General features: G+C 73.2%; 18 protein-coding genes and 1 tRNA gene. 15 read left to right on the plus strand and 4 right to left on the minus strand.

Features of this window, described 5'->3' with window-relative positions:
* Positions 1 to 164 precede the first annotated feature (164 nt).
* Complete coding sequence (locus tag ACFYYR_RS23425; protein WP_388856778.1) at positions 165 to 2,246, minus strand: bifunctional polysaccharide deacetylase/glycosyltransferase family 2 protein; 2,082 nt, start codon at positions 2,244 to 2,246, stop codon at positions 165 to 167.
* Positions 2,247 to 2,290: 44 nt separating this feature from the next.
* Positions 2,291 to 2,620 carry a hypothetical protein gene (locus ACFYYR_RS23430; protein WP_388856781.1) on the minus strand — a complete coding sequence of 110 codons (330 nt, stop codon included), beginning with the start codon at positions 2,618 to 2,620 and terminating at the stop codon, positions 2,291 to 2,293.
* A gap of 585 nt (positions 2,621 to 3,205) precedes the next feature.
* Between ACFYYR_RS23430 and ACFYYR_RS23435 the strand changes: the two genes are divergently transcribed.
* Positions 3,206 to 4,624, plus strand: coding sequence for an MFS transporter (locus tag ACFYYR_RS23435; protein WP_388856969.1), 1,419 nt, complete (start codon positions 3,206 to 3,208; stop codon positions 4,622 to 4,624).
* Between the two features lie 115 nt (positions 4,625 to 4,739).
* Here the strand turns inward: ACFYYR_RS23435 and ACFYYR_RS23440 are convergent, their stop codons facing one another.
* Positions 4,740 to 5,738, minus strand: coding sequence for a bifunctional lysylphosphatidylglycerol flippase/synthetase MprF (locus ACFYYR_RS23440; protein ID WP_388856784.1), 999 nt, complete (start codon positions 5,736 to 5,738; stop codon positions 4,740 to 4,742).
* A gap of 241 nt (positions 5,739 to 5,979) precedes the next feature.
* On the opposite strand from ACFYYR_RS23440, the gene ACFYYR_RS23445 reads away from it, so the two are divergent.
* From ACFYYR_RS23445 to ACFYYR_RS23480, 8 genes are all read left to right on the plus strand, one after another.
* The gene (locus tag ACFYYR_RS23445) at positions 5,980 to 7,665 is read left to right on the plus strand and encodes an aldehyde dehydrogenase family protein (RefSeq protein ID WP_388856972.1); all 1,686 of its coding nucleotides are present in this window, start codon (positions 5,980 to 5,982) and stop codon (positions 7,663 to 7,665) included.
* Between the two features lie 106 nt (positions 7,666 to 7,771).
* Positions 7,772 to 8,905, plus strand: coding sequence for an acyl-CoA dehydrogenase (locus ACFYYR_RS23450; protein WP_388856787.1), 1,134 nt, complete (start codon positions 7,772 to 7,774; stop codon positions 8,903 to 8,905).
* Positions 8,906 to 8,914: 9 nt separating this feature from the next.
* Complete coding sequence (locus tag ACFYYR_RS23455; protein ID WP_388856790.1) at positions 8,915 to 10,261, plus strand: aspartate aminotransferase family protein; 1,347 nt, start codon at positions 8,915 to 8,917, stop codon at positions 10,259 to 10,261.
* Between the two features lie 4 nt (positions 10,262 to 10,265).
* Positions 10,266 to 10,775 (plus strand): type II toxin-antitoxin system RatA family toxin, encoded by a 510-nt coding sequence (locus ACFYYR_RS23460; protein WP_388856793.1) that lies wholly within the window; start codon positions 10,266 to 10,268, stop codon positions 10,773 to 10,775.
* A complete protein-coding gene (locus ACFYYR_RS23465; RefSeq protein WP_388856796.1) occupies positions 10,775 to 11,269 on the plus strand; it encodes a hypothetical protein in 495 nt (164 codons plus the stop codon). Before ACFYYR_RS23460 ends, ACFYYR_RS23465 begins: the two co-directional genes overlap by 1 nt.
* Positions 11,270 to 11,345: 76 nt before the next feature.
* Positions 11,346 to 11,585: an acyl carrier protein gene (locus ACFYYR_RS23470; protein WP_388856799.1), complete on the plus strand. Its 240-nt coding sequence runs from the start codon at positions 11,346 to 11,348 to the stop codon at positions 11,583 to 11,585.
* On the plus strand, positions 11,585 to 12,823 hold the full coding sequence (locus ACFYYR_RS23475; protein ID WP_388856802.1) for a beta-ketoacyl-[acyl-carrier-protein] synthase family protein: 1,239 nt from the start codon (positions 11,585 to 11,587) through the stop codon (positions 12,821 to 12,823). Before ACFYYR_RS23470 ends, ACFYYR_RS23475 begins: the two co-directional genes overlap by 1 nt.
* Positions 12,824 to 12,910: 87 nt before the next feature.
* Complete coding sequence (locus ACFYYR_RS23480) at positions 12,911 to 13,399, plus strand: SRPBCC family protein (RefSeq protein ID WP_388856805.1); 489 nt, start codon at positions 12,911 to 12,913, stop codon at positions 13,397 to 13,399.
* A 220-nt stretch (positions 13,400 to 13,619) separates the two neighbouring features.
* Here the strand turns inward: ACFYYR_RS23480 and ACFYYR_RS23485 are convergent, their stop codons facing one another.
* Positions 13,620 to 14,738 carry a GDSL-type esterase/lipase family protein gene (locus ACFYYR_RS23485; RefSeq protein WP_388856808.1) on the minus strand — a complete coding sequence of 373 codons (1,119 nt, stop codon included), beginning with the start codon at positions 14,736 to 14,738 and terminating at the stop codon, positions 13,620 to 13,622.
* Positions 14,739 to 14,936: 198 nt separating this feature from the next.
* Here ACFYYR_RS23485 and ACFYYR_RS23490 point away from each other — a divergent pair.
* From ACFYYR_RS23490 to ACFYYR_RS23515, 6 genes are all read left to right on the plus strand, one after another.
* Positions 14,937 to 15,023 (plus strand) — tRNA-Ser (locus tag ACFYYR_RS23490).
* A 95-nt stretch (positions 15,024 to 15,118) separates the two neighbouring features.
* A complete protein-coding gene (locus tag ACFYYR_RS23495; protein ID WP_388856811.1) occupies positions 15,119 to 15,799 on the plus strand; it encodes a class I SAM-dependent methyltransferase in 681 nt (226 codons plus the stop codon).
* A 23-nt stretch (positions 15,800 to 15,822) separates the two neighbouring features.
* Positions 15,823 to 17,289, plus strand: a complete 1,467-nt coding sequence (locus tag ACFYYR_RS23500; protein ID WP_388856814.1) for a cytochrome P450 — start codon at positions 15,823 to 15,825, stop codon at positions 17,287 to 17,289.
* Positions 17,290 to 17,445: 156 nt separating this feature from the next.
* Positions 17,446 to 18,465, plus strand: a complete 1,020-nt coding sequence (locus tag ACFYYR_RS23505) for a hypothetical protein (RefSeq protein WP_388856817.1) — start codon at positions 17,446 to 17,448, stop codon at positions 18,463 to 18,465.
* Positions 18,462 to 20,840 (plus strand): MMPL family transporter, encoded by a 2,379-nt coding sequence (locus ACFYYR_RS23510; protein WP_388856820.1) that lies wholly within the window; start codon positions 18,462 to 18,464, stop codon positions 20,838 to 20,840. The genes ACFYYR_RS23505 and ACFYYR_RS23510 overlap by 4 nt, the downstream gene beginning before the upstream one ends.
* A 106-nt stretch (positions 20,841 to 20,946) precedes the next feature.
* Positions 20,947 to 21,435: an SRPBCC family protein gene (locus ACFYYR_RS23515; RefSeq protein WP_388856823.1), complete on the plus strand. Its 489-nt coding sequence runs from the start codon at positions 20,947 to 20,949 to the stop codon at positions 21,433 to 21,435.
* Positions 21,436 to 21,587 lie beyond the last annotated feature (152 nt).

The following is a 21,587-nucleotide window of genomic DNA, read 5'->3' on the forward strand; positions in this document are numbered from 1 at the left end:
TTCCCGCAGGAGAAGCACTTTTACCGTCGATGGGATCCCGGGGCGGGGTGGGCCGCCCGGGTGTTTCCCGGTGGAGGGCATGCGAAAACCCGGGCCGGGGGACGGATCCCCGGCCCGGGCGGACGGTCGTGCGGACGTGGTTCCGACGAAACGGAACCACTTGTTCATTTCAACTGCACCGGCTTGCGCGCGGGTTCGCTGAGCACCTGCTGGCCCGCCGTGCCGGAGCGCTGCATCCGGTGCCACTTCAGCCGGCTGCCGAGCAGCGCGGTGACCACGGACTGGATCGTCACCAGGTACATCAGCTGCCGGTAGACGAACAGCTGCAGCGGCATCACCCAGAGCGTCCGCAGCCGTTCGCCGTCCAGCTTCAGCGCGTAGCCGGCGCCGAGCATCTGGACGCTGAGGAAACCGACCCAGATGAGGATCGACTGGGCCGAGTTCAGGAACAGCCCGCCGTACAGCGCGAAGACGTCCACGATCGGGGCGAACAGCGGCAGCAGGATCTGGAAGAACGCGAGATAGACCAGTCCGCGGCGGCCGAACCGCCCCGGCGGGCCCAGCTCGACCACGGCCCGGCGGTGCTTCCACATCGCCTGCAGGGTGCCGTAGCACCAGCGGTACCGCTGCCGCCACAGCTGGCCGAGCTTGCTGGGCACCTCGGTCCAGGCGATGGCCGACTCCTCGTAGACCACCCGCCAGCCCGCGCGCCACAGCGCCATCGTCAGGTCGGTGTCCTCGGCCAGGGTGTCCTCGCTGACCCCGCCGACGCCCATCAGCGCGTCCCGGCGGAAGGCGCCGATGGCCCCCGGGACCGTCGGCATGCACTCCAGCATCTCGAACATCCGGCGGTCGAGGTTGAAGCCGAAGCAGTACTCCAGGTGCTGCCACTTGCCGAGCAGCCGGTTCCGGTTGCCGACCCGGGTGTTGCCGCTGACCGCGCCGACGGCCGCGTGGGCGAGCGGCTGGATGAGCCGGTGGATGGCGTCCGGTTCGAAGACCGTGTCGGCGTCCACCATGACCACGATGTTGTGCCGGGTGTGCGCCAGACCGGTGTTGAGCGCCGCGGCCTTGCCCGCGTTGGGCTGGCGGATCACCATCACCCGGTTGTCGGGAATGCTGCGGGCGATCTCCGCGGTCCGGTCCGAGGAGCCGTCGTCGATCACGAGGATCTGCAGCTGCTGGTGGGTGGAGTCCAGCAGGGACAGCACCGTTGCCTCGATCCCCGCCTCCTCGTTGTAGGCGGGGACGAGGACCGTCACCGGCTCGTTGACCTCCCGCAGCCAGGGCGCCCCGGGGCGGGCCCGGCCGATCCGCCGGACGTGGGCGCGGGCGAGGAGCAGCAGCAGACCGAGCCTCAGCAGGGCCAGCGAGCCGCCGATGAGGAGGATCCAGCTCATGGCCCGGACGAAGGCGTGTCCCACGGTCTGCACCAGGAGCAGGCCCTTGCCCTCCCAGCGGCTCATGGTGGTCACCGCCTCGTTGGCGGTGCCGGTGCCGAGTCCCGCCGACACCGTGGTGAACTTCTTCGCCCGGGGGTCGCGGAGCAGCTTCCGGGTCTGCGAGTACGCGGTGTCGTTCTGGCTGAACTGCCGGACCAGGCCCTGCTGCGGCTTCCGGAGCGGCCCGTCGGCCGCGACCAGGACGTACCCCTCGGCGGCGGCCCGCCGCGCGGCCGTCCACTCGCCGCCGCACATGGTCTCCACCTGCGAGGTGAGCGGCAGCCGCACCATCTTGGTGTCGACCCCCGCGGAGCCCGCCAGCGCCGTCTGGGTGAGCGACAGCTCCAGCCGGGTGCGGGCGGCTCCCGCCTGGCCGAGGTCGGAGCCCGTGTAGGTGTTGGAGCCGATCTCGTGACCCTCCGCCAGGATCCGCCGCACCAGCGCCGGTTCCCGGGCCGCCTCGGCACCGGAGAGGAAGAAGGTGGCGTGCGCCTTGTGGGCCCGCAGCAGGGCGAGCAGGCGCGGGGTCCACACCGGGTCGGGGCCGCCGTCGTAGGTGAGCGCGACGGTCCCGGGGGGCATCGCCGTGGTCTGGATCCGGTCGCCCATGATGCTGAGCACCGGGTCGCCGGTGTCCGCGGCCTTCGGGACGGGGGTGGTGCAGGGCTTCCGCGTCTGGACGGCCGCCACTTCGTGGGTGGTCCAGCCTTCGAAGATCAGAGCGGTGGCGACCGCGGAGATGACGATGATCATCAGCAGCCAGTGCGCGCGTGGATCACGACGCTGCGCGTGCCGGGGACTCAAGGGACTGTGCCTCCCTGGGCCGGTGGGGGGACGGGCCAGGGCAGCTAGGGCTGCCGTGGCGGGGGTTTGCGTGCTGCCGGGACCTCGGTGGGGGTGGTCCCGTACGACACCACGTCAGCCTGCGGTGCGGCGCCACGCACCGTGGAGGCGGGAGCCGGGGGCTTGAACGTCCTGGGCGACTGCGGGTCCGGCTGCAGCACTCCGAAGAGTGTGGCGATCATCAGCAGGAGGTACCCGGCGCAGGCGCATCCGACGGCCACGGCGGTCAGCCACAGGAGCCGTCTGCGAAGTCCGGAGGCACCGACGAATACCTGCGCCTGCTGGCTGCTGCTGTCTCCTTGCCGCTCGCTGCGGTTCCGGCCCCTTTTTCCCATGGCGGGCGAGTCTAACCAGCCTCGAACAGTCGTGTGTCTGGATCGCCAACCTCGTCCGGCCGTCCGGCCCACTGCCACTTGACCTGGGCGTTTCATCTGTGATTAGGCCTGTGCACGACAAGATCCCCTTCTGAACTGGGACGATGAAAAGGCGGGGGTTTCGTTCCGCACCTGACTCGGTGGTCAGGAAGGCCGGGGGGCTCTCCGGATCTCCATGGCGTAGATCACTTCTCCGCCGACCCGACCTGCACCGGAACGTGCTCCGGAACGCGGAGTTGTCACCACATGGCCGCCGGGTGACCGGTCACTGAACTCCCGCCCGAATTCGGTGGAAAGCTGCCGCCGTCGCCCCTTCGGTCGTGGTGGCGAGGCCGGGTGAATCCATCAGGAAAAAGGCCGGGTATCGCATTTCCCGGGACAACGCTGCCTTGTCCTGCCAAGGGGTGTGACGGGTGATTCCGGAATCCGCGCCGGAATCGGGGTGATGTGCGGGATACCAGCCGCATGCACCTTATCGTGGGCCCGGTGTCGAACCTCCGCCTACGGGAGGATCCGGACCTCCGCGTACGGGAGGAGATCGAGGACGTGCCGTTCGCGGAACCGACCGGTGACGGCGGGCCGGAGCCCGCTGCCGGCCCCGCCCCGGAGCCCGCGGGCCGGTCCTGGGTCCCGCTGCTCGCGGTCTGCACCGGCTACTTCATGGTGATCCTGGACGTGACGATCATCAACGTCGCCGTGCCGGTCATCGGCCGCGAGCTGTCGGCCTCCCTCACCGCGGTCCAGTGGATCACCAACGGGTACACCATGGTCTTCGCCGGACTGCTGCTGACCGGCGGCGCGCTGGGCGACCGGCTGGGGAACCGGCGGGTCTTCTCCGCCGGCGTGGTGGTGTTCACCGTGGCCTCGGCCGGGTGCGCACTGGCCCCGGACACCCCGGGCCTGGTGGCGGCCCGGCTGGTGGAGGGGGCCGGCGCGGCGCTGATCGTGCCCGGTTCGCTGGCGCTGCTCCAGCAGGCCTACCCGGCACCCGCGGTGCGCGCGCGGGCCTTCGGGCTCTGGGGTTCGCTGGCGGGCATCGCCGCCTCCGCCGGACCGCTGCTGGGCGGGCTGCTCGTCTCGACGGTGGGCTGGCGCTGGGTGTTCTTCATCAACCTGCCCGTCGGCGTCGCCTGCCTGCTGCTGACCCTCCGTCACCTCGGCCCCTCGCCCCGGCGCCCCGGCCGGCCCGTGGACTGGCCGGCCCAGTGCGCGGTCGTGGCGGCGGTGGCCCTGCTCACCGCCGCGCTCAACGAGGCCGGGCGGCGCGGCTGGACCGATCCGGCGGTCCTCGGCGCGCTGGGCCTGGCCGCGACGGCCGCCGCGGCGTTCGCGGTGCGCGAGCGGCTGGCCCGCGATCCCGTCCTCCCGCTGGGCCTGCTGCGCTCGCGCGCGATGAGCGGCGGATCCGTCATCGGCCTGCTGTTCAACTTCGGTTTCTACGGCATGGTGTTCACCGCCAGCCTCGACTTCCAGCACCAGCGCGGCTACAGCGCCCTGGGCGCCGGGGCGGCGCTGTTCCCCGCGGTGGCGATGACCATGTTCGCCTCCGTCGTGTCCGGCCGGCTGAGCCGCCGCACCGGGGACCGCCCGCTGGTCGTCTCCGGCATGCTGCTGGCCGCCCTCGGGCTGGCCGGCTGGGCCGCGGCCGGAGCCGACCCCGGTTATCCGCTGCTGGTGGCACCGATGATGGCCGTGGGGTTCGGCACCTCCTTCGCCCTCACCGGCTCGACCTCCACCGTGATGGGGGCGGCACCCGCCGGGTACGCGGGCAGCGCCGCCGCCCTGTTCAACACCGCCCGCCAGATCGGCAGCGCCACCGGCGTCGCCCTCGGCGGCACCTTCCTCGCCACGGCCGCCGACTACGCCGCCGGGCTGCGGCTGAGCGTGGCCGTCGGCGCCCTCGCCTACCTGACCGCCGCGGCGCTCGCGTGGCGCTGCGTGCCGCCGAAGGCCGAAGGCACGTGAACGGTGAACGCCGCACGGGCCGCCGGCCGTATCACCAGGGGGAGCGTCGCCGGGAGATGCGTGCCACCGGATGCACGGGCCCGGACGCCCCTGACGGACACGCCCCGCCGCCCGGTCAGACGGACTTGGTGACCCGGAGGATCTGCCAGATCGCGGGGAGACCGGCCCGGCCGTGGAAGGCCAGGTACTCCGGGAGGACGAGATCGGGGCCCCACTTCTCCTTGTAGGCCAGCTGACTGGCGGCGGGGTAGACCTTGTCGCCGCGCTCGGCCATCAGGCGCATGAAGCGGGTGGTCATCCGGCTGGCCCCGGGCACCTCGTGCTCGGGGGAGAGGCCGACGAACGGGGTGAAGCCGAAGTGCAGCCACTCGGCGCCCTCGCCGCGGAAGGACTCCATGGCGTGCAGGTTGATGGCCTCCATCACCCCGGGCGGGGCGGTCGCCCGGCGGCGGCTGAGGTCGTGCAGCCAGCCGGGCCGCGAACCGTAGGCGGGGGCATAGGAGATGTAGCCGGTCGGGACGCCGTCCAGCCGGCCGAGCAGCAGCCTCCGGTGCCGCTGGGCCGGGCCGCCGCACTCGCCGACCAGGAACTCGATCTCCTTCACGTGCCGGCCCTTGGCCTGCAGCCACTCCCGGTCGATGGCGGCGATCTCGTCGCGGTGCCCGTCGTAGGGGACCTCGGTCACCTCCAGGCCGCTCCGCCGTGCCTTGGAGATCTTGTTGCGCAGCTTCATGAACCGGCTGCCGCGCAGGGTGTGGTCCGGCAGCCGCACGGCGTACGAGGAGCCGACCTGGTTCACGGTGAAGCCGCACCGGGCGTACAGCTCGGCGTCGGAGCGCTGGAGCTGCACGGCCACCACCTTGCGGCGCGCCGCCCGCGCGAAGCCGAGAAAGGCGCCGAGCAGGCGCTCCCGGCCGGCCTCGGGCGCGAAGACGCCGCCGAACTGGATCAGGAACCGGCCGGCCTCGCGGTAGGCGACCACTCCGGAGGAGGACGGGTCGGTGAAGTAGGCGTTGCCGGCGTTGAGGGCCAGGAAGGCGCTGGGGTTGTCGGCGCTCTCCCGGAGGGCGTCGGCCACCCCGTCCCGGTCGATCCTCCGGTTGACCGTGGTCATCCGCTTCCCCCTGTCGTCGTGAGCCGCCGGCGGAACGTGCCGGGCGCCATGCTCCGGGAGGTCGCTCTGATCGGTCTGACACGGCCGTCTCAGGGGCGTCTCCGCCGATTGTCAGGGCCGGCTGTGACAGTCGTCGGCGAGCGCATCACATTGGGACATTCCTCCCGTCCGCGAGGGCGGGGACGGGGAGCGGAGGATCTGCGTGTGCAGTGCCCGTACGGCGCCGGAGGCGTCGCATCTCATGGAGGACGCCGCCGGAACCCCGGCGGGCGGCAGCCGGCTGCTGACCTACGCCTCACTCGTCGACGGCAAGAGCGTGCCGAGTGACCAGTGGGTCTATGTCGTCGACTCCGACGCCCTGCTGGAGGACGCCTTCGCCAGCCTGACGCTCAAGCGCAAGCTGGAGAGCGGCCGGCTGGCCCCGGAGGACCTCCCCGGCGACAACATCGTCGGCCGGGTGGCGCGAGCGGACCGGGAGACCGTGCTGCAGGCCGTCGAGGCCGCGGCCCGCGCGACCGGCGAGTGGAACGCCTTCCCGCTGGACGAGCGGCTGGACCGGTTCGGCGCCCTGCTGCACCGGCGGCTGACCGAGAAGGCCGACCGCACCATCGAGATCCTGCTGCGGGAGGGCCACCCGCTGGCGCTGGCCCGCTGGCAGGTCTCCGGGGCCCTGGAGTGCTTCGGGCCCGAGTCGCTCGCCTTCTACCGCAGCCAGATGCTGCGCGAGACCCGGCACGGGGAGCGGCGCCTCTCCGTGCGCCGCCGGCCGGACGGCGTGGTCTGCCTCAACCCGCCGCAGAACGCCCCGCTGTCCAGCGCCCTGCTCGGCGTCACCGCGATGATGGCGGGCAACTCCCTCGTCGTCCGGGCCCCGCGCAGCGCCCCGCTCGGCGTGATGTACGTCCTCCACGAGGTCGTCGCCCCCGTGCTCGAGGAGCTCGGCGCCCCCGGCGGCACCCTGAACGTGGTCTGCGGCGACCCGGCCCCGGTGCTGTCCGCCTGGCTGGACAGCCCGCTCGTCGACGACGTCATGTACTTCGGCAGCAGCGAGGCCGGCATCCGCTTCCAGAACCGCTGCGTCGCGGCCGGCAAGAAGCCGATCCTCGAACTGGCGGGCAACGACGCGGTGGTGGTGTGGAAGGACGCCGACCTGGACCTCGCCGCCGAGGCGCTGACCGAGAGCTTCTACGGCTCCGGCCAGCTGTGCATGATCCCCAACCAGGTGCTGGCCCACCCGGACATCGCGGGCGACCTGGTGGCGCTGCTCGCCGAGAAGGCGCTGCAGATCCGGGGCGGTTCGGTCCGGGAGGAGGACGTGCTGCTCACCCCGGTGCTGCGCAACGAGAAGTTCTTCTCCTGCCTGGACGACGCCCTCGCCGGCGGTGCCGAACTGGTCTGCGGCGGCCACGCGATGCAGGCCGACGGCACCCGGGACGTCGCCGGCATCTTCCTCGAGCCGACGGTGGTGCTGGTCCGCGGGATGGAGGGGGCCCGCGGGATCCAGGCGGTGCGCCACGAGACCTTCTTCCCGCTGCTGCCGGTGATCGCCGCCGACCCGGCCCCGGAGGCCGTGCTGCTCGACCGGTTCGTGGACTTCGTCAACAGCAACCCGTACGGGCTGCGCAACTCGGTGTGGGCCCGGGACCCGGAGGTGGTGGACCACTTCGTCACCCGGATCACCCAGGGCGGGCTGCTCAAGGTGAACGACTCCCACATCGGCTTCCTGCCGGGCCTGCCCACGCACGGCGGCACCGGGCTGACCGGCGGGGTGTACGGCGAGGCCAACTACCCGATCCTGCGCACCTCGCACATCCAGGGCGTGAGCGTCTCCGACGGCTCCGTCCGCCCCCGGGAGGCCGTCTTCGGCGCCTGGCGGGCGATGCGGGGAGAGGGGCCGGAGCCGGCGGGCGGGGCGGCGCGCGACTGACCGCGCGCGGGTGACTCCCGAGCGGGACCCGCGACGGCACCCGCCACCGTCCCACCCGGCCGGTGGGACAGGAAAGACGCAGAGAACGACAGAGAGCAGAGAGACCATGCGCCCACTCGAAGCGGCACGCGTGACCTGTGAATCGTTCCTCCCGGGGCTGCTCGACCGCCTCGCCGGCCTCTCGCTGGCGGAGCTGGAGACCCCTCGGAGCCCGGCCATCGGTTTCTTCCGCGAGTGCGGCGGACCCGCGCTGGTGATCCCGAAGTCCTACGGCGGGCTCGGCGCCGACCCGCTCCAGGCGATGGCCGTGACCCGGGCCCTCGGCTCCCGCGCCCCGTCCCTGTCGGTGGCGACCACCATGCACCACTTCTCCGTGGCCACCCTGTTCAGCCTCGCGGACAGCGTGCAGAGCAGCGGCATGGAGTGGGCGCTGCTCGAAGGGGTGGCGGAACAACGGCTGCTGGTGGCCTCGGGGTTCGCGGAGGGCCGGCCGGGGCAGGGCATCCTGTCGCCGACCATGTCCGCCCGGAAGGCCGAGGGCGGCTACCTCATCAACGGCGCCAAGAAGCCGTGCAGCCTGTCCCGCTCCATGGACCTGCTCACCGCCAGTGTGGCGCTGCCCGCCGACGACGGCGGCACCCAGTCGGCGGTGCTCCTCATCCCCCGGGACACCGAGGGGCTCACCGTCCACCCGTTCTGGGCCAGCCAGGCGCTGGCGGGCGCGGAGAGCGACGAGGTCCGGCTGACCGACGTCTTCGTGGACGAGCAGCTGCTGATGCCCAACACCGCCGAGCCGGGCGAGCTGGACGACCTCCAGACCGTCGGCCTCATCTGGTTCGAACTGCTCATCTCCAGCTGCTACCTGGGGATGGTCAGCGGACTCGTCGAGCGGGCCGTGGACGGGCGGCGGGGCAGCGAGTCGGACCGGGCCCGGGCGCTGGTCCGGCTGGAGACCGCCGCCCAGCTCCTGGAGGGCGTGGCCCGGCGGGTGCGGGACGGCGAGACCGGCAACGAGGCCCTGGCCCACGCGCTGACCGCCCGGTACGCGGCGCAGGACGCCCTCGGCGACGCCCGCGACCAGGCCGTGGAACTGCTGGGCGGCACCGCGTACATGGGCGCCTCCGACATCGCGGTCCTCGCCGCGGCCTCCCACGGGATCGGCTTCCACCCGCCGTCCCGGTCCGCGTTCACCGGCCCGTATCTGGAGCACGTGGCGGGCGAACCGCTGCGGCTGGCCTGAGGAGACCTCATGACGACCACACCCACCGCCCCCGGCTCCGTCCCCGCCCCCGGCGCGGCCGGTGCGCCCGCGGCCGGCTCCCCCTACCGGGGCCCCGGCCGCGAGGAACTCGGCCGGATGGTCCGGGAGCACATGAACCGGGGCCGGGCCACCCTCGGCGAGATGTTCGGCGGCCATGTCGAAGTGGCCTCCCAGGGCGCCTGGGTCACCACGGCCGAGGGCGAGCGCTTCCTCAACTGCGGCGGTTACGGCGTCTTCCTGATGGGCTCCCGGCACCCCACGGTGCTCCGGCACGTCACCGAGCAGCTGCAGACCCACCCCATCGCCACCCGGGTCTTCCTGGAGCCGCAGGCGGCGCTGGCCGCCGAGGCACTGATCTCCGTCGCCCCGCCCGGGCTCTCCCGGGTCCACTTCGCCGGATCGGGCGCCGAGGCCGCCGAGACCGCGCTCAAGCTGGCCCGCACCAAGGGCCGGCACCGGCTGGTCGCCACGGTGAACGGCTACCACGGCAAGACGGCCGGCGCGCTCAGCCTCACCGGCAACGAGGTCTTCCGCACCCCCTTCCAGCCGCTGCTGCCGGGCACCACACATGTGCCGTTCGGTGACGCGGCGGCGCTGGAGGCGGTGCTGGCGCAGGCGCCCGGCGAGGCCTGTGTCTTCGTGGAGCCGGTGCAGGGCGAGGCCGGAGTGGTCGTCCCGCCGGCGGGCTACCTGCGCGCGGTGCGGGAGGCCTGCGACCGGCACGGGGCGCTGCTCGTCCTCGACGAGGTCCAGACCGGCTTGGGCCGGCTCGGCACCTGGTGGGGAGCGGACGCCGAGGGCGTCACCCCGGACATCATGCTCGTCGGCAAGGGGCTCAGCGGCGGTGTCGTCCCGGTGTCGGCCGTGGTGGCGACCCGGGAGGCGTTCTCGGTCTTCGACCGCGACCCCTACCTGCACACCTCCACCTTCTCCGGCGCCCCGCTCGCCATGGCCGCCGCCCGCGGCGCCATCACGGCGATCAAGGAGGAGGACCTGGTCGGGCGCGCCCGGGAGCTCGGCGAGGAACTGCTGCCGCAGATCCGCCGGATCGCCGTGGCGCACTACGGGGACGCCGTCCGCGAGGTGCGCGGCCGGGGTCTGCTGCTGGGCATCGAGTTCGCCGAACCGGGACCGGCCGGTGACCTGCTCATCGAGCTGATCGCCCACGGGGTGATCGCCAACCACTCCCTCAACTCCCACCTCGTCCTCCGCCTGACGCCGCCCGCGATCCTCGACCGCGGCGATCTGGATTTCCTCTACGAGGCGTTCGACCGGGCGTGCCGCGCGCAGGCGCTCCGGTACTCATCCACCGCGTCCACCGCAGGAAGCAGCTGAGACCATGCGTACCGCAGAAGTTCTTCTCCGTATCGACGGCGTCGACCCCGGCGCCGCGTTCGACCGCATCCACGACTTCGCCCGCTACCCGGAATTCACCGACGTGGTCCGGAGCGTGACCGTCCACGAGATCTCCCCGGAGGAGGAGACCAGCGAGTGGAAGGTCTACTTCCGTAACGGCATCCTCGGGTGGACCGAGGCCGACCGCTTCGACCGGGAGTCGCTGGTCATCTCCTTCGAGCAGATCGACGGCGACTTCGCGGAGTTCTCCGGCAGCTGGCGGATCAGCGCCGACGGGCCCGACACCCTGGTCGCCTTCTCCGCCGACTTCGACTTCGGCATCCCCAGCCTCGCCGGCATCCTGGACCCGGTGGCCCAGCGGGTCTTCAAGGAGACCATCGCCCGGGTGGTCATCGGCCTCTTCGGCGGGGCGACGGTGCTGGGCGACGAGACGGTGGCACGGGCCGTCGCGGCGGCCGGCGGCGCCGCGCCGAGCACCCCGGCGCTGCGCTGATGGACGCGAAGAACCTCTTCGAGACACCCACCACCTCCCGGCTGATCCGCCTGGAGTACGGGCTCGGCCTGGTGGTGGCGGCCGTCCTGTTCTTCACCCACCTCGACGAGGTCCGCTGGCTGCCGGCGGTCGGGCTGTTCCTCTACATCGACCTGATCGGCTACCTGCCCGGCGCCCTCGCCCACCACCGCAGCCCCGACGGGCGGATCCCCAAGGTCTACTTCGTCCTCTACAACGTGATGCACAGCCTGGTCACCCAGGGCCTGGTCGTGCTCGCCTGGATCTGGCTGTTCGGTGCCGAGTGGGCGCTGCTGGCCGTCCCGATCCACCTCTTCGGGGACCGCGCGCTGTTCGGCAACTACCTGAAGCCGTTCGCGCTGCGCTTCGAGCCCGAGATCCACCCGGCGTACGCCGCCTTCCGCGAGCGCTACGAGCGGCCCGGACCCGAGGCGGTCCCCGCCCCGGCGCCCGGCGGTGTGCCCGCCGCCGGGTGACCGCGCGGCCGCACCGTTCCTTTCCCACCCCACCGGCCCCACCGGGCCGCTCACCCCGAACGCGAGGGAGCCCGTCATGAGTGACGTCTACGACCGCCTGATCAAGCTGCTGGCCAACGGATTCGGGCTGGAGCCGGACGAGCTGAAGCCCGAGGACACCTTCGGCCACCTGGAGATGGACTCGCTCGCCCTGGTCGAGCTGACCGTCGCCGCCGAGGAGGAGTTCGGGGTCACCCTCACCGAAACCGAGGTCGGCCCCGACTCCACGCTGGCCCGGGCCGCCCAGGTGATCGAGCAGAAGGCGGGAGCCGTCTGATGGGCGGACGGGCCGAGCGTTTCGACGCGGCGATCACCGGACTCGGCATGGTGACCCCGGCCGGGGTCGGCACCGCCGCGTCCTGGGAGCGCATCCGGGAGGGCGCCGGCACGGCGGCCGTCACGGTGCCCGAACTCGCCGGGATCGCCGCCGACTTCGCGTGCCGGGTGCCCGGGTTCGATCCGGCCGCCGTCCTCGGCAGGCGCCGCGTCCTGCAGTTCGACCGCTCCAGCCAGCTCGCGCTGGCCGCCGCCCTGGAGGCGGTGGCCGACTCCGGCCTCGACCCGGAGACCTGGGACGGCGCCCGGGTCGGCGTGGTGCTCGGCAACGGCATCGGCGGCGCGCAGACCTGGGAGACCCAGCACCGGCGGCTCCTCGACTCCGGGCCGCGCCGGGTCTCTCCCCGGCTCATCCCCATGCTGTCGGCCAACATGACCGCCGGGTACGTCTCGATGGAGTTCGGTGCCAAGGGCCCGTCGATGGTGACGGCGACGGCCTGCGCCTCGGGCACGACCGCCATCGGGACGGCGCGCGACCTGCTGCGCTCCGGCGCCTGCGATGTGGTGATCACCGGGGGCGCGGAGGCGCCCCTGACGCCCTCGCTGGTCGCCGGGTTCAGCCAGATGGGAGCGCTCTCCCGGCGGAACGACGACATCCGGGCCGCCTCCCGCCCCTTCGACGCCGGCCGGGACGGCTTCGTGGCCGCCGAGGGTGCCGCCGTCCTGGTGCTGGAGCGGGCCGCCGACGCCCGCGCCCGCGGGGCCCGGATCCGGGCCGTGGTCAGCGGCTTCGGAGCCTCCGCCGACGCCTACCACGCGACGGCCCCGGACCCGGAGTGCACGGGCGCCGCACTCGCGCTGCGGGCGGCCCTGGCGGACGCGGGCGTCGGCCCGGACGAGGTGGACCACGTCAACGCGCACGGCACCGCGACAGTCATCAACGACGCCACCGAGGCGCGGCTGATCCGGGAGGTGCTCGGCGACCGGCCGCTGGTCACCTCGGTCAAGGGCGTGACGGGCCACTCGCTCTCGGCGGCCGGGGCGATCGAGGCGGCGGTGGCCGCGCTCACCCTGGAGGAGGGGTTCGTCCCGCCGACCGCCAACCTGGACGACCCGGACCAGGAGATCGAGCTGGACGTCGTCGCCAAGGAGGGCCGGGAGACCCCGGTCGAGGTGGTCGTCAGCAACTCCTTCGGGTTCGGCGGGCAGAACGCGGTACTGTTGCTGACCCGTTCCTGATGCGTACATGACCCATACGCCGTGCCGGCGCGCCGGGTCCGCCCGTCGCCCGAAGAACCGACGCGTGTCCGAACCCGAGGGGATCCGATGAGTCCGGTGGAACGCCGCTGGGAGATCGAGGAGAGCGTCTTCGTCAAGGCGGCTCCCGAGGCGGTGTACGCCGCCATCGCCGACGTGCGGTCGATGGGACGCTGGAGCCCGGAGTGCGTCGCGGTCCGCGGGGTGCCGCCCGGCCCCGCCCCGGCCGGCGCCCGGTTCATCGGCTTCAACCGCAAGGGCCCGTTCTTCTGGTTCACCGACTGCCGGGTCACCAGCGCCGAGCCGGGCGCCGCGTTCGCCTTCCGGGTCGGCACCTTCGGGCTCCCGGTGGCCCTCTGGGGCTACCGGTTCGCCCCGGAGGCGGACGGCACCCGGGTGACGGAGCACTGGCGGGACCTGCGCACCGGCCGGCGCGGCGGCGTCGCCCAGCTGCTCGGCAGGATCTTCACCGGCACCCGCCCGGACCAGCGCCACCTCGCCAACCGGGTGCAGATGCGGGCGACCCTGGAGCGGCTGAAGCAGGAACTGGAGCGGTAGGCCCTGTCGTCGGACTCCCGACCTCCGGACGGACGACGGGAGTTCGACGACAGGACCCGGGGCGGGTTGTTCGGACCGGGCACGGTCCGGGAGCGGTGCCGGGCACCGCGAAGCCCGGCCCGGTCCGAACGACCGGCCACGGGGCGGCGCGCCCCGCTCCGGCGACGGGGCACGTCCGGGCACGCGGTGCCGGGATGTGCCCCGTCGCCGCCCGCGCACGTCACTTCGGCGCCGTGTGACCCCGTCTCCGGGGCGCCCCGCAGGGCCGGCCGGCGATGCCGCCCGCCGGTCCGCCCCCGGGCCGGCCCGCCCGTCCGCCGACCACCCGGCCCGCGGACGGCAGCGCGGAGCCGGCCGCCGGGCGGAGGCGTGCGCCGAGGGCCCGGACCACCGCCGCCGCCATCACGGCGTGACCCCGGTTGTTCGGCACCAGACCGGTGGCGCCCCACACCCCGGCGCCGGCCGAAGGACGGCAGGCCGACAGGTCGACGTGGAGCGCGCCATGACGCTGCGTCAGGGTGCGCGAGCGCTCGGTCTGGGTGCGCTGCCGGGCCCGTAGCACCTCCGCGTCCAGCTCACGCCCCCCGGGCGAGCGCGTCAGGTCGAAGGGCTCCACCACCAGCACGTCGTAGCCGCGTTCGCGCAGCGGGGCGATGATGCGCACCAGCTCCGTGCGGAAGGCGTCGGCGTCGAAGGCCGGGTGCAGCAGGTCGTGGCCGGCCACCTGGAGCACTGCCAGGTCCCCGCCGAAGGCCAGGGCCTCGGGGAGCTGCCGGGAGCGCACATGGGTGGCCCGCCGCCCCCGCCCGCCGAGCAGGTTCAGGCAGGCCAGCCCCGGTTCGACACCGCGCAGGGCGTCCGTGACCCGGTCGTACCAGGGCGCGTCCTCGTGGCCGTCGGCGGCCCGGGCCCTGCGCCGTTCCCTCCCGCCGTCGCCGAGCACCACCACCCGGCGCCAGCGCGCCCCGGCCAGCAGCCGTGCCGCCTCGCCGTCGGTCAGGCAGTGGGGATCGGTCTCCGCGTCGGCTGCGATCCCGGTCTCCAGGTGCTCGGCGTGCTCGGTGTTCCCGGCGTTCGCCGCGTTCCCGGCACGGGCCGTTCGTGCGTCCTGCGCGCCGTTCGCCGTTCCGGCAGCGGCCGTTCGCGTGTCCCGCCCACGGCCGGTGTTCCCGGCGCGGGCCGTTCCGGTGGCGTGTCCACCGCCCGCGTCCCCGGCACCGGCCGGCCCTGCGTGCTGTGCACGGCCGGCGTTCCCGGTACCGGCCGTGGTTCCCGCGTGCTCTGCGCTGTCGGCATTCCCGTTCTCCTCGTTCGCTGCGGGCAGGGGCTGTTCGGGCACTGGGCCTCTCCCATCCTCGAAGGTCCCCGGCTGCTCGCCGGACCGGCCACCCGTGGCGGCGCTCACCTTCTCGGACGCAGTTTCCGCTGTTCCGGGTGTGATGCGCGCGTCTCAGATGCGTCTCAGTGGAATGTCAGAGGCGGGCGGCAGAATCACTGCCACCGGCACAACGGGTCGATACGGCCCGGCCCGCCGTGGGGAGAGGTACCCGAAGCGGCCCAACGGGGTTCCGGGGAAACCCGGATCGGGTGCAAGCCCTCGCAGGTTCGAATCCTGCCCTCTCCGCGCCGGGGTCCCTGGCCGCGCCAGGGACCCCCGCGGCCTCTTCCGCCGCCGCCAGGCTGGCCTCCCACCCGCACCGCCCGCGAAGGGAAACCCGGATGATCGGCACGCTGCTCAACCGACCGCTGGAAGTGGTCGAGACGAACTTCCGGCAGCCCAACGGCACGGCCGGGCAGCTCGTCGGCCACCTGATGACCCTCCAGCACCGTTCGCTGACGGTGTGGGCCGTCGAGCACATGGACGTCCGCCGTTCCCAGCGCGTCCTGGACGTGGGCTGCGGCGGCGGCATGGCGGTCAAGCTGCTCTCCGAGCGGACTCCGCAGGGCTTCGTCGCCGGCGTCGACTACTCGATGGACATGGTGAGCCAGGCCGTGCGCCGCAACGCGGACGCCATCGCCCGGCGCCGGGTGGAGATCCGGCACGGCGACTCCGCCGAACTTCCCTACGAGGACGCCTCCTTCGACCACGTCAGTGCGATCGAGACCTTCTACTTCTGGCCCGACCCGATGCGCGGCCTCGCCGAGGCGCACCGGGTGCTCCGCCCCGGCGGACAGGTGGCGATCACCCTGGAGATGAGCCGGGAGGCGGCGGCCGACCCCTCGCTGGTGCAGCGCTTCTTCGGCAAGCGGTTCACCGAGCGCTCCGAGCGCGACGGGCTGCACATCCTGTCCGGCGCCGAACTGTCCGGGATGCTCACCGAGGCCGGCTTCCGGGACGTCCGGTTCGTCGCCGAGCCGCGCCGCTCGCTCGGCTGGCTCTGCGCCCTCGGGCGCAAGTGACGGCGCCGGGGAGGACACCCGAGATGGCATCAGCGACGACACCCGGCGCGGCGCCGCGCACGGCACCGGCGGCGGCATCCGCCCGGCACGACGGCCCCGCCCCGGAGGCCGACGGCCTGCCGGTGCTGGGCAACATCGTGGACTTCCGCAAGGACATCCTCGACGCCATGCACCGGGGGTGGCAGGCCCACGGCGACCTCGTCCGCTACCGGCTGGGGCCGCTCGCGGTGCACGGCGTCTCCAGCCCGGAACTGGCCGGCGAAGTACTCACCGACAGCGGCACGTTCGGGAAGCTCGGTCCGGACAACCCGCTCCGCCTCATCCTCGGCGAGGGGCTGCTCACCAGCGACGACCACGAGAGCTGGATGCGCAACCGGCGCATGATGCAGCCGATCTACGCCAAGCAGGCGCTCGCCGGCATGTTCCGGGCCATGGTGGACGCCACCGCCGAGCAGCTCACCCACATGGAGCGGAACCACGCCACCGGCGCCGAGGTCGACCTGCACGGCGAGATGATGCGGGTCACCCTGGACATCGTCAGCCGCTGCATGTTCAGCACCGACGTCAGCCGCACCCGGGACAAGCTGAGCCCGGAGGCGGTGGACGTGGCGGTCAACTTCGCCTTCGACCGGCTGCAGAACCCGTTCAGCCCGCCCACCGGCTGGCCCACCCCGCGCAACCGCCGCTTCCAGCAGGTGATGGACGGCCTCGACGGCATGATGTACGGCATCATCGAGGAGCGCCGGGCGGCCGGCGCCCCCGCCGAGGGCGCCAACGACCTGCTCGACATGCTGCTCGCCGCCCGGGACGCCGACACCGGCGAGGGAATGACCGACCGCGAGCTGCGGGACGAGATCATCACCACCTTCGCGGCCGGCCACGAGACCACCGCCGTCACCCTCACCTGGGCCTTCTACCTGCTCTCCCGCCACCCCGAGGTGCTGCGCCGGGCCCAGGAGGAGGTGGACCGGGAGCTGGGCGACGCGATGCCGTCCGTCGACGACCTGTCCCGGATGCCGTACCTCCTGCAGATCTTCGAGGAGGCGCTGCGCCTGTACCCGTCGGCGCCGATCGTGCCCCGGCTCACGCTCAAGGACACCGTCCTCGGCGGCCACCACGTGCCGGAGGGGTCGCGCATCCTGGTCAACCTGTTCAACATCCACCGCCACCAGCGGCACTGGAGCGACCCGGAGCGCTTCGACCCCGGTCACTTCGCGGCGGCGGCGAAGAAGGGCCGCTACCGGTTCGCGTACCTGCCGTTCGGCGCCGGGCCGCACCTGTGCATCGGCAAGCACTTCGCGCTGATGGAGGCCCATCTGCTGCTGGCCGCGCTGATCAGGCGGTACGAATTCCGGCACGTCCCCTCCCACCGGGTGGTGAATCACGCGACCATCACCCTGCGGCCCAAGTACGGCATGGTCATGACGCTCCACGAGCGCCGCCGCGCCCCGCTCGCGGCGGCCGCGCCGGCGGGCACCGCGGCGGACTGACCCGGAACGACAGCACACCGGGACCCGCCGGCACCGGGTGGGACCGGCCGGCCCCCGGGCACCGGCCGGACGTTCACCGGGCCGCGCGGCGGGACCGGCAGCACGTCGCCCGGCCCCGCGTGCGGCGGGACCGGCAGACCTCAGGAGACGGGACTCATGCACACCGACTACACCACCGCCGACGCTGCGGCCCTGAACCGGACGCACTACCGGCCGGGGCAGCGCGAGGGGCACTACGAGAGCTTCTACCAGCGCGGCAACCACCCCACCGAGCCGCGGGCGTTCTGGATCCGCTACACCGTCTTCAGCCCGGCCGGGATGCCGGACGCGGCCATCGGCGAGCTGTGGGCGGTCTACTTCGACGGCGTCACCGGGGAGCACGTGGTCGCCAAGGAGGAGTACCCGATCGCCGAGTGCGCCTTCGACCGCGACTCCTTCGGCGCCCGCGTCGCCGACCGGGTGCTGGAGCCGGGCGCGCTCCGCGGCGAGGCGGTGGGCACCAACGGCCGGATCGGCTGGGACCTCACCTACAAGGGCGACGAGCCGCCGCTCCTGCTGCTGCCGCCGAACATGTACAGCGGCGGCTTCCCCAAGGCGAAGAGCCTGGTCGGCGTGCCCCTGGCGGTGTACGACGGCACGCTCACCGTGGACGGCAGGACCATCGACATCGACGGCTGGACCGGCAGCCAGAACCACAACTGGGGCAGCCGGCACACCGATTACTACGCCTTCGGCCAGGTCGCCGGCTTCGACGACGCGCCCGACAGCTTCCTGGAGATCGTCACCGGGCGCACCCGGATCGCCGGCCCGGTCACCACGCCCATGGTGACCTTCCTGGTCCTGCGCCACGAGGAACGCGAGTACGCCCTGGTCTCGCCGCGCCGCGCGCTCACCGCCAAGGCCGACTTCGGCTACTTCTACTGGAACTTCCTCGGCGGCGACGACACCGTCTCCATCCGGGGCCGGTTCGACGCCCGGCCGGAGCACTTCGTCGGGCTGAACTACTACAACCCGCCGGGCGGCATCAAACACTGCCTCAACACCAAGATCGCCTCCTGTGAGGTGGAGATCGTCAACAAGATCACCGGCCGCACCGACCGGCTCCGCACCGGCAACCGCGCCCTGATGGAGATCCTCACCGACGACCGCGACCACGGAATCGCGATCCGGGCATGACCGAACCGACGACCCGTACCGCCACTGTGCCCCCGACGGGCGGCGGTCCGGCCGGTGCGCCCGGCGGCCACGGCCCGGTGGCCCGGATCGCCGCCCGCACCGCCCGGTTCACCCGCCGCCGGCGCCGGCCGCTGGCGGCCGTCTGGGTGCTGCTGATCCTGGTCACCGGGTACGGGGCCACCCAGCTCGCCGACGCGCTGAGCGGCGGCGGCTGGTACGTCACCGGCTCCGACTCGGCGGCCGCCGCCCAGCGGGTCACCCGGGGCTTCGAGGGGCGGGGGAAGAGCTCCCTCACCCTCGTCGTCCGGGACACCCGGCACGAGCGGGGCGACCCCGTCTTCGAGACCCGGGTGCGCGGTGTCGTGGACCGGGTCACCCGCGACCGCGGGCTGGACGTCTCCGGCTCCTACGGCTGGACCACCCTCACCGGCGACCGGGCCCGCGGCGCCTTCCTCGGCGAGGACGGCCGCACCGCGCTCGTCCGGCTCGGCTCCCGGCTCGACGACGGCACCGCCCGCCGCGTACTCCCCGACATCCAGAAGGAACTGAGCGACACGTACGAGCCGCGGGGGCTGCGCGTCTCGCTGGTCAGCCAGGCGGCGCTGTGGGGCGAGGTCAACCACCTCAGCGAACGGGGCCTGGTCCGCGCCGAGCTGATCACCCTCCCGCTGATCGCCCTGGTGCTCCTGCTGCTCTTCCGCAGCGTGGCCGCCGCCCTCGCCTCGCTGCTGGTCGGCATCACCTCGGTCGCCTTCACCCTCGGCCTGCTGGCCCTCCTGGCCCGCCACACCGAGCTCTCCGTCTTCGTCCAGAACGCCGCCACCATGCTCGGCCTCGGCGTGGGCGTGGACTACTCGCTCTTCGTCATCATGCGGTTCAAGGACGAGCTCCGCGCCGAGGGGCCGGACCCCTCCGCCGACGCGGTGGAACGCGCCGTCGCCCGCACCCTGCGCACCTCCGGCGAGACCGTGGTGGCCTCCGGGGTCACCATCGTCGCCGCCATGTCGACCCTCTTCCTGGTCGACCTGAACGTCATCTGGTCGATGGCGCTCGGCGCCGTCGTGGTGGTCGCCTTCTCCATCCTCACCAGCGTGCTGCTGCTGCCGGTCCTGCTCCATCTCCTCGGCCCCCGGATCGAGTGGGGCACGCTCGGCCGCCGCAGGGCCGCGGGCACGCCCGCGCGGCCGAGCCGCTGGGCGACGGTCAGCCGTGCCGTGATGCGCCGGCCGGTCGTCTTCCTGGGCGTCAGCCTGGTCGCCATGGGCGTCCTGGCGGTGCCCTCGCTGAAGCTGGAGACCTTCACCCCGGACGCCCGGGTGGTGCCCACCGGGGCCGCCGTGCGCGAGGGCTACGACACCGCCAAGGACCAGTTCGGCGTCGGCAGCGCCGCGCCCGTCCAGGTGGTCGTGGAATCCCGCACCCCGCTGTGGGAGCGTCCGCCCGCCGACACGGCCCGGCTGACCGAGCTCCACGACGAACTGGCCGGCCTGCCCGGCGCGGCCCGGGTCGACTCGGTGCTCGCCCCGCTGCGCCAGGCGGACCCCTCCCGCCCGTTCGCCCTCCTGGCACCCCGCGCCGCCGCCGCGCTGCCGGCCGATATGCGCGGCGCCGTACGGCACTTCGTCGCCGCGGACGGACGGACCCTGGTGATGGAGGTGGTGGGGAAGGACACCGCCGCCTCCGAATCCGTACGGGACCTGCTGGAGTCGGTGCGCACCGCCGCCGCGGGACTGTCGACGGACGGCTGGACGGTCCACGTGGGCGGCGAGACGGCGGAGGGCGTCGACGCCAACGAGGTCATCACGGACAGCCTGTTCCCGGTGATCGGCACCATGCTCGCCGTCATCTACCTGCTGCTGCTCATCACCTTCCGGTCGGTCCTCCTGCCGCTGGAGGCGATCCTGATGAACCTGGTCTCGATGGCCGCCACCTACGGCGTCCTGGTGCTGGTCTTCCAGGACGGCTGGGGCAGCGGCCTGCTCGGCTTCGACACCAGCGGCTATCTCACCAACTTCGTCCCGGTGCTGCTGGTGACCCTGCTGTTCAGCCTGAGCACCGACTACGAGGTGTTCCTGCTCAGCCGGATCCGGGAGGACTACGTCGCCACCGGGGACGCCACCGGCAGCGTGGCCCGCGGCATGGCGGCCACCGCGCCGCTGATCTCGGGCGCGGCCGTGCTGATGGTGGCCGTCTTCACGGCGTTCGCCTTCGCGGGCATCCTGCCCATCCAGCAGATCGGGATCGGCATGGCGGTGGCGATCGCCCTCGACGCGACCGTCATCCGGCTGCTGGTGGTACCGGCCTCGATGCGGCTGATGACCCGCTGGAACTGGTGGATGCCGGGCCGGAAGTCCCCGGTGGAGGCCCGCCGGTGAGCGCCGGCGGACCGGGCCCGGCCGGCATCCGGCGGCTTCCGGACCGGGCCGGCACACCCCGGTGGACCCGCGGGCGGGGCCCGCGGACGCGGAGAGAGGTGACACGGTGAGTGACCCGAACACGGCACCGGAGGTGGCCGAACGGCTGACCGTCCGGGTGCCGCCCGGCACGGCCTGGTCCGCCGTCAGCGACGTGCGGCGGATGGGGGAGTGGAGCCCGGAGTGCCGCGGCGCCTGGCTCCTCGGGCGCGGTCCCATCCGTCCGGGCACCCGCTTCCTGGGCCGCAACCGCGCCTCCTGGCTGCCCTGGGTGACCCTCTGCCGAGTGGTGGAGGCCGTCCCGGGCGAGCGCTTCGCCTTCGACGTCAGCTTCTTCGGCATCCCGCTCTCCCGCTGGGTCTACCGCTTCACCGCGGTGCCCGACGGCTGCGAGGTGACGGAGGAGTGGCACGACCGCCGGCGGAGCCTGCACGGCCGGCTGATCACCGCCACCGCCCCGCTGCTCACCGGCGTGGTCCGGCGGCCCGCCCGCAACCGGACCACGGCCCGCGCCACCCTGGTCGCCCTGCGGGACGCGCTCGAAGCGGGGCGGTGAGCGAGCGCCGATGCGCTCCGCCGGGGACTGTTGTTCGTTGCCCATTTCGCCGGGACGGCCGGATCCGCGGAACACACCCGGACCCGGCCGACTCCGGGCGGATGGCAGGCCGGTGAACCGCCCCTGCCCAACCGCCCGCACGCAAGGGAAGC

It is taken from the genome of Streptomyces sp. NPDC001922 (genome assembly GCF_042891165.1).
In the GTDB taxonomy this organism is placed as follows: domain Bacteria; phylum Actinomycetota; class Actinomycetes; order Streptomycetales; family Streptomycetaceae; genus Streptomyces.

Coding starts and splice junctions, on each gene's coding strand:
- ACFYYR_RS23430 (WP_388856781.1), bottom strand. CDS start 2,620: ATGGGAAAAAGGGGCCGGAACCGCAGCGAGCGGCAAGGAGACAGCAGC.
- ACFYYR_RS23440 (WP_388856784.1), bottom strand. CDS start 5,738: ATGACCACGGTCAACCGGAGGATCGACCGGGACGGGGTGGCCGACGCC.
- ACFYYR_RS23445 (WP_388856972.1), top strand. CDS start 5,980: ATGGAGGACGCCGCCGGAACCCCGGCGGGCGGCAGCCGGCTGCTGACC.
- ACFYYR_RS23450 (WP_388856787.1), top strand. CDS start 7,772: ATGCGCCCACTCGAAGCGGCACGCGTGACCTGTGAATCGTTCCTCCCG.
- ACFYYR_RS23455 (WP_388856790.1), top strand. CDS start 8,915: ATGACGACCACACCCACCGCCCCCGGCTCCGTCCCCGCCCCCGGCGCG.
- ACFYYR_RS23460 (WP_388856793.1), top strand. CDS start 10,266: ATGCGTACCGCAGAAGTTCTTCTCCGTATCGACGGCGTCGACCCCGGC.
- ACFYYR_RS23465 (WP_388856796.1), top strand. CDS start 10,775: ATGGACGCGAAGAACCTCTTCGAGACACCCACCACCTCCCGGCTGATC.
- ACFYYR_RS23470 (WP_388856799.1), top strand. CDS start 11,346: ATGAGTGACGTCTACGACCGCCTGATCAAGCTGCTGGCCAACGGATTC.
- ACFYYR_RS23475 (WP_388856802.1), top strand. CDS start 11,585: ATGGGCGGACGGGCCGAGCGTTTCGACGCGGCGATCACCGGACTCGGC.
- ACFYYR_RS23480 (WP_388856805.1), top strand. CDS start 12,911: ATGAGTCCGGTGGAACGCCGCTGGGAGATCGAGGAGAGCGTCTTCGTC.
- ACFYYR_RS23495 (WP_388856811.1), top strand. CDS start 15,119: ATGATCGGCACGCTGCTCAACCGACCGCTGGAAGTGGTCGAGACGAAC.
- ACFYYR_RS23500 (WP_388856814.1), top strand. CDS start 15,823: ATGGCATCAGCGACGACACCCGGCGCGGCGCCGCGCACGGCACCGGCG.
- ACFYYR_RS23505 (WP_388856817.1), top strand. CDS start 17,446: ATGCACACCGACTACACCACCGCCGACGCTGCGGCCCTGAACCGGACG.
- ACFYYR_RS23510 (WP_388856820.1), top strand. CDS start 18,462: ATGACCGAACCGACGACCCGTACCGCCACTGTGCCCCCGACGGGCGGC.